Origin of the sequence: Acinetobacter johnsonii CIP 64.6, assembly GCF_000368045.1 — a bacterium.
Classification (GTDB): domain Bacteria; phylum Pseudomonadota; class Gammaproteobacteria; order Pseudomonadales; family Moraxellaceae; genus Acinetobacter; species Acinetobacter johnsonii.
The window spans coordinates 142,951-149,793 of record NZ_KB849229.1 but is presented as its reverse complement, the minus strand read 5'-3'; the positions used below and the strand labels follow the sequence as shown (position 1 = coordinate 149,793).

Annotated in this window: 7 protein-coding genes and 2 pseudogenes; 6 read left to right on the top strand and 3 right to left on the bottom strand. The window is 42.6% G+C overall.

Annotated elements, in window-relative coordinates; genetic code table 11:
- From F986_RS18790 to tnpC, 5 genes and pseudogenes are all read left to right on the top strand, one after another.
- Positions 1–110: pseudogene (locus tag F986_RS18790) on the top strand (DUF1376 domain-containing protein); the annotation flags it as partial.
- Between the two features lie 10 nt (positions 111–120).
- Positions 121–867: an ATP-binding protein gene (locus tag F986_RS00665; RefSeq protein ID WP_004684364.1), complete on the top strand. Its 747-nt coding sequence runs from the start codon at positions 121–123 to the stop codon at positions 865–867.
- 180 nt (positions 868–1,047) lie between these two features.
- Entirely contained in the window at positions 1,048–1,431 is a 384-nt protein-coding gene (gene tnpA, locus F986_RS00660) for an IS66-like element accessory protein TnpA (protein WP_004684363.1), read from the top strand.
- A gap of 20 nt (positions 1,432–1,451) precedes the next feature.
- Positions 1,452–1,763, top strand: a complete 312-nt coding sequence (tnpB, locus tag F986_RS00655) for an IS66 family insertion sequence element accessory protein TnpB (RefSeq protein ID WP_171063934.1) — start codon at positions 1,452–1,454, stop codon at positions 1,761–1,763.
- 74 nt (positions 1,764–1,837) lie between these two features.
- Complete coding sequence (tnpC, locus tag F986_RS00650) at positions 1,838–3,442, top strand: IS66 family transposase (protein ID WP_004684361.1); 1,605 nt, start codon at positions 1,838–1,840, stop codon at positions 3,440–3,442.
- A 180-nt stretch (positions 3,443–3,622) separates the two neighbouring features.
- Here tnpC and F986_RS00645 read toward each other — a convergent pair.
- The 3 genes and pseudogenes from F986_RS00645 to F986_RS00635 form a co-directional block, all read right to left on the bottom strand.
- Positions 3,623–4,300, bottom strand: a pseudogene (locus tag F986_RS00645) (type I restriction-modification system subunit M N-terminal domain-containing protein); the annotation flags it as partial.
- 317 nt (positions 4,301–4,617) lie between these two features.
- Positions 4,618–5,679 (bottom strand): HNH endonuclease, encoded by a 1,062-nt coding sequence (locus F986_RS00640; RefSeq protein WP_004684359.1) that lies wholly within the window; start codon positions 5,677–5,679, stop codon positions 4,618–4,620.
- A gap of 2 nt (positions 5,680–5,681) precedes the next feature.
- Positions 5,682–6,272, bottom strand: coding sequence for a class I SAM-dependent methyltransferase (locus F986_RS00635; RefSeq protein WP_004684358.1), 591 nt, complete (start codon positions 6,270–6,272; stop codon positions 5,682–5,684).
- Between the two features lie 151 nt (positions 6,273–6,423).
- On the opposite strand from F986_RS00635, the gene F986_RS00630 reads away from it, so the two are divergent.
- Positions 6,424–6,753 (top strand): DUF4236 domain-containing protein, encoded by a 330-nt coding sequence (locus F986_RS00630; protein WP_004684357.1) that lies wholly within the window; start codon positions 6,424–6,426, stop codon positions 6,751–6,753.
- The last annotated feature ends 90 nt before the right edge of the window (positions 6,754–6,843 follow it).

The following is a 6,843-nucleotide window of genomic DNA, read 5'->3' as shown; positions in this document are numbered from 1 at the left end:
CTTCATCTTCATCTTCATCTTCATCTTCATCTTCATCTTCATCTTCATCTTCATCTTCAAATTTTGAAGAAAAAAATGAGGATTTTTTAGAAAATTCAAAGTGGATTTAGGAGATCAGTCATGAATACCATGCTTAAAACACTCCAGTTTCACTCAGAAACAACGGAAACACTCTGTCCTACCCATCATACACCCCTGATGGAAATCGCAGGTCACAGGCTCTGTAAATTGTGTGCCAAAGAAACCGTGCATCACTCACATGCAGCCTATGAGGATGAACTGCAACAGCGATTGCTACAACAGAAAATTAAAAATTCAGGGCTCAATAAACGCTACCTGGATAGTGGCTTCAAGAATTATGTAGTTGCATGCCCTGCACAAGACAATATCATCAAGCTATGTCAGGCATTTGCACAGCAAATTATTTCTGACCACAACCCGAACATGTTGATGATTGGTACACCGGGTACAGGTAAAACCCATCTGAGTGCATCAATTATTCGCAACATTCTGCATAACAGTACAAAATCTGCACGCTACTATACCAGTGCAGAAATTGCTCAAAAAATGATGGATACTTGGTCAGATACTTCACGCTCTGAGAAAGAAGTCATCGACCATTTCTCCAGTTTTGATTTATTAGTGATTGATGAATATGGCCTGCATGACCGGCATGAAAAACGCCTGGAGATGGTACATAAGGTTTTGTATAGTCGTTATGACAACATGAAATCTACCCTGTTGGTTTCTAATTTCACAGTCCAAAATATGCAGCGGGATTTAGGTGTAAGATTATGGTCTCGGTTACATGAGAACCATTTGATTGTAGTGCCGTGTTATTGGGATGACCGACGAATAAGCGGATAGCCAAACTCTTTGCTCAAGCCAATTATCTTCCGAGATAATTGGCTTTCTTTCTAAAGATTCAGAACATCTAACCCAGCAGATAACTCTCAGTTTCGTAAGCGTCCGCTGAACACACCTTATGAATTCGTCCTATAAGCCTTAATTTAGTCCTGACTTAAAAACAAGTGGGAACTTAAATTTATGACTACAAATAACCAGACATCCATCGCATCTCTTACGATAAAACGAAGAACATATAGTGCTGAATTTAAACAGCAGATCGTTCAGGCGTGTAAAGCATCGGAGGTTTCAATTGCTTCGGTCGCTTTGCAACATGGATTGAATACAAATCTTGTATCCAAATGGATTCGCTTAATTGATGCTAAGCCAGGGAATGATCGCTCACTACTACCGAATAAACCTGCATTTATTACCTTATCTTGCTCCGCACCATTAGATCCTATCCCTACTGGCATGTTAACGGTTCAAATTACTTTACCCCACTCAAAAGCAGAAATTGGCTTGAAATGGCAAGTATCAGAAATATCTGCTTTAGCAGAATTACTCAAGGCACTTACAACATGATCCGTATCGATGAAATCTGGTTGTCTACTCAGCCCATGGACATGCGTGCAGGTATGGATACGGCCATGGCTCAGGTGGTGAGAGCCTTTGGCTACATCAAACCGCATTGTGCTTACCTGTTCTGTAATAAACGTGGCCATCGCATGAAAGTGCTGGTACATGATGGACTGGGGATCTGGCTGTGTTCTCGGCGGTTGGAACAGGGCAAATTTCACTGGGCTAAAGTTCATCAGGGTGAAACCCTGGCACTCAGTCCAGAACAGTTACAGGCACTGATCCAGGGTTTGCCTTGGCAGCGCATTGGACGACAGCAGGTGGTGACGATGCTCTAAACTAGCTTGGTCCATTCTGCTATTCTCCAAACGTTCTATTTCATTCTCTTCATGACCTCAGGCATACTGCGGTCATGAATACGCTGCCTGATTTAAGCCAACTGACCCATGAACAACTGCTGGAATTTACCCGGCAGTTGGCAATGCAGCATCAGTCTTTGGCACAATCAAATCAAGAATTAGAAAAATCAAACCAGCAATTGGATGCCAAAGTTCAACATCTTTCCATTCTCACGCAAAAATACGAGCATGAGCTCGCACTATTTAAACAGCACAAATTTGGCAGTAAAAACGAACATCTCACCGCAAAACAAATCCATCTGTGGGATGAAGCGGTCGAAGAAGATATTGCCGCTGTTGATCTGGAACTGGAACGGCTGAATGCAGATAAAACTGATGCAGCGACACACAAAGCCACAGTCAACAAACCTAAACGTCGACTGCTGCCCGATCATCTACACACCATCCGTATCGAGCATGAACCAACATCAACCCAATGTGCTTGTGGCTGCACCTTGCGTCGTATCGGCGAAGATATCAGTGAAAAACTACATTTCAGACCGGCACAGTTCTATAAGGAACAGCATGTGCGTGGCAAATGGGTCTGTGATCAGTGTGACACCCTGACTCAGCAAGCGATGCCTGCCTATGTGATTGATAAAGGCATTGCTTCACCTGAACTGCTCAGCCATGTGCTGGTATCGAAGTATGCCGATCATTTACCGCTGTACCGTCAACGTCTGATCTATCAGCGGGCGGGAATCGAGCTTTCTAGATCAACGTTATCTGACTGGATAGGTCGCTGCGGTGTGGAACTGGAACCTCTGGCCAATGCCTTAAAACAGGTGGTGCTGCAACAGCGGGTGATCCATGCCGATGAAACGCCGGTCACCATCATGCGGATGGGTGATGATGAGAAAAAACCGAAGAAAGGTTATGTCTGGGCCTATGCCACTACACAGTACAATCCAGTTCAAGCGGTGATCTATGACTTTCAGGATAGCCGTTCAGGTCAGCATGCAGAAGAGTTCCTGAATGGCTGGCAGGGCCATCTGGTCTGTGATGATTACAGTGGTTATAAAGCACGCTTTAAATCAGGCGATGTCATAGAGGTGGGCTGCATGGCGCATGCACGTCGTAAATTCCATGAGCTACATGTGACCGGGAAAAGTCAGATCGCTGAACAGGCATTACTGATGATTCAGAAACTGTATGCGATAGAAGCAGAACTCAGGAAAAAGACCGATGGTACAGCAGAACACCGCCGCGAATACCGACAACAGCACAGCCAACCGGTGATGCAACAACTGTGTGAATGGCTCAACCAACATTATCTGACGGTGCCATCGAGTTCTCCAACCGCCAAGGCCATCAATTACAGTCTGAAGCGTTGGCCAGCCTTAAGCCGCTATCTGGATGATGGCAATCTACCCATTGACAATAACTGGGCAGAGAACTCAATGCGTCCCTGGGCATTGGGCCGTAAGAACTGGTTGTTTGCAGGTTCGCTGCGCAGTGGACAGCGAGCGGCAAATATCATGACTTTAATCCAGTCAGCAAAGCTGAATGGGTTGGATCCGTATGCCTATCTCAGTGATGTGCTGAAAAGGCTGCCGACGCATAAAGCGACCCAAATAGAAGAATTACTACCACATCGCTGGAAATCCAACTCAAATTAAAAAATAGGCATGGGGTTCAGCGGACGCTTACTCAGTTTCCACAATCAATATCCTATTAAGTTTGAACGGCTTTGTTGCATAAATATGTAAGCATCTGATTTAAATAGATTTAATTTTGAATCAAAAAACAATCAGAACTTTTAAAATCATATAGTTATGAAATCTTTGTGCAACAAAGCAGACTGAACGTAAACGGTCTTTGCCTTGGGTGACAATCTTCGCCAGTAAAGTTGATACCGTTTGCGGGGTATAGAATTCCCCCGCTTTTTTGCCCGCGCCTGAGGCAAACTCACCAATCAGGTACTCGTAAGCATCGCCCAGTACATCGGCTTCGGTATTGGAAATATCAAAATCAATATCATCTAAATGACTCAGGACTTTCGCCACCAGTGCATTACGGTCACTGGCATTATTGCCAAGCTTGGTCGAGTTTAGATCCAAATCTTCAAACAGGTTGGCAAAGTCATCGGCAGAGTCGGTGCCTAAAGTGCTTTGTTCAATTGATTTTAAGGTTGCAGTTAAATCATCCAAAATGAATTCGCCCTGACGACCACGCTCGGCTAAGGTATGGAATAGCTGATTTGGTGTGAGCGCATAACCGACTTCGGCAATGGCATTCTTTTTAATTTCTTCGATGTATGGCACATGCTCAGGATTATTTTCATCTAATTCTAAAAAGCTGAGGTCTTCGCCATCGAGCAATTCATTGGCAAAGTTCACCGACTTTTCCGATAAATATTTAAAGAAAATAAAACCCAGAATGTAATCACGGAATTCATCGGCGCCCATGGTGCCACGCAAAGTATTGGCAATATTCCAAAGTTGTTTTTGTAATTGTTGCAGTTGCACCTGGGTCATTGTTATAGAAATCCAATTAAGTGAATCATTAATCAAATGATTTTACCTAAAATTCTAAATCATGCAGCAGTAAAAAGATGGAAAAGGACATAAATTGTCGTACTCAAGCCAAGTGATCTGTCAATTCAAGCTCCAAACAGGTGAATATTCTAAATTTTGTAGCAGCATATTGTGAGAATGAAGGCCTCCAGTTAAAAGTCTGTAAGGGCTGAAAGCTCTAATTCAGCTGTCTATAGAATACTATCTTGCTGAATATTCAATTTGTTCTTGAAAATATTGGTCTTTGGATAACAGAATCTCTGCAAAGAATAACGGTCTCAAAAGACACCAGATATAGGATGAGCCAATATCTGTTTATCTTTGCCCCCCAACCAAACTAAATACTCATGCTCAATCGCCTGCTGATAGGCCCAGTCTGCAACCCGATGTGAACGCTGCAGATCGGTCAAAAAACCGAGTTGCGAAATCTCCCGACTAATCGCCTGATCATGCAGATGATTACGTTCCATCCATTGCTCCAAGAATTGCCCGGATGCCAAATAATTGCTTTTCTGTGAATTACATTTGTCGTCCGCCAGAACAAAGTTATGCCCGGTATCGGCAGGATATAAAGACCATGGAATAAAATGATCCACGGCATATTTTGAGTTTTTCAGGCTTTTGCCACAGTAAAAACACTGGCATTGCTGTAAGTCGATTAAGAAGTCCGCGACCTGCCCCAATTGATTACGACTTGGAGCAAACATGAATTCATCTAGGTCAGGCAAACCATCCAGTACCAGCAGGTTCTGCTTGTTTAGCCGAACAAAATCAATCCAGCGCTTCTGGCACAGCTCTTCAATAATTTCACTGAATTGTCTCAAACAATACATCACTTTGGGTAAAAGCTTGAGGGACTGTTTGCAATCCTGCAGATGATAGAGAAACTCTACGGTTTGACCATTCAGATTCTGCAAATACACCACCGGCATTTGCTTGACGGTCGCTGCAACCACTTTTCTAAGCTGATTCCAGTGAAACTGGTCTTTTCTTAACGCAGCCAGCGTTTTGAATTGTTGCTGTGCATTCTGAATTTCACTGATGATCTTTGCCTGCTTACCAGTGCTTTGATGAATAGTAAAAGGCTCATACTGGTTAAACTGAAACGGCAGTGACTGTTTCCAGTACAGGTCAATAAACTTTTCCGCAATATCCTGATAGTCCAAATGCAAGGCAGCACCGGTATCTTGACCCTGTTCAATCGCCAGACGCGTGATACTCATCAGCAAAGCAAACTTATATGTCGAAGTAAACGCCCCTGACTGCAAAATCTGCTGAATATGTTTTAAGAATTTCAGCTGTTCTTGAGGAGTTGGTATTTCAGCTATACTGAATAACATATCTAAGCCTGCACTTTTCTAATCAGAATATTCAGCCATTCTTCTGTACGGTCTGGACGTTTATCTACAGTAATCCATTGCTGTAACAGTAAAGCCTGATCTATTTGTTTGAGTAAGTCGTAAGCTTGCTGCTCATTCAAGTCAGTAAAGCTGCGCCCTTCTTTCTCACGGTCTGAATCGCCATATTTAAAAGACATATAACACACACCATTTGGCTTTAATGCTTTAAATATGCGCGCCAGCACTTCAGTCAGGCGATCTCTTTCACAGTGCAAAAGAGAAGCACAAGCCCAAATCCCATCATACTTAGCTACTTCATTCAGCTCATAAAAACTTTGCTGACGTACCTCGATGCCTGTCAGCTCTCTCGCCTTTTCAACCAGCTCCGCAGAATAATCAATTGCCTCAGCTTGATAGCCTTTTTTCTTAAATGCCAGAGTGTCACGCCCAGAGCCACAGCCCAAATCCAGGATCAATGCCTGTTCCGGCAAATATCTTAGAAATGGTGTGTAAAGACTTTCCATCTCAACCTGATAGGTATTTTCAAAAAATGCTTGAGCATGTTGATTGTAATAATTTGATGTTTGATTCATTGTCTAAAAGCCAATATCTTATGTTAAAGAACATACTGATATTTCACTAGATAAGTCAAATGATCAGTCCTATGAATGAATCAAACTCTTATTTCACTGTATCCGGACAGCTGAGATAGAAACCTAACTGGTTCTTGTAAATGGAAAAAATATGGGCTTCAGATTTCGCAAGAGTATTAAAATATTACCTGGATTAAAAATCAATCTGACGCATAAAGGCATCAGCAGTGCAAGCATTGGCAAACCTGGTGCTTCTTTAAATATTGGCAAAAAAGGCACCCGAACCAGCGTTGGTATTCCAGGCACAGGCCTATCCTATTCCAAGCACCAACCCTATAAGAACAGAGCTGGCAACCAAGAGAATCCTGCTCACGAACAACAACCACTCTATACATCAGATACCGAACAACCCAAATCGAATGTCTGGATTTGGGTAATTTTTGGATTATTTTGTTTTATTGTCGGGGCAATTATTTTTTAAATTTACCCATTCTTTTCACCCATAACATTCATTCCTATAGGCAAAATTTAATTCATTCATTACTATGGACAGATGTTAAATACAATAAAG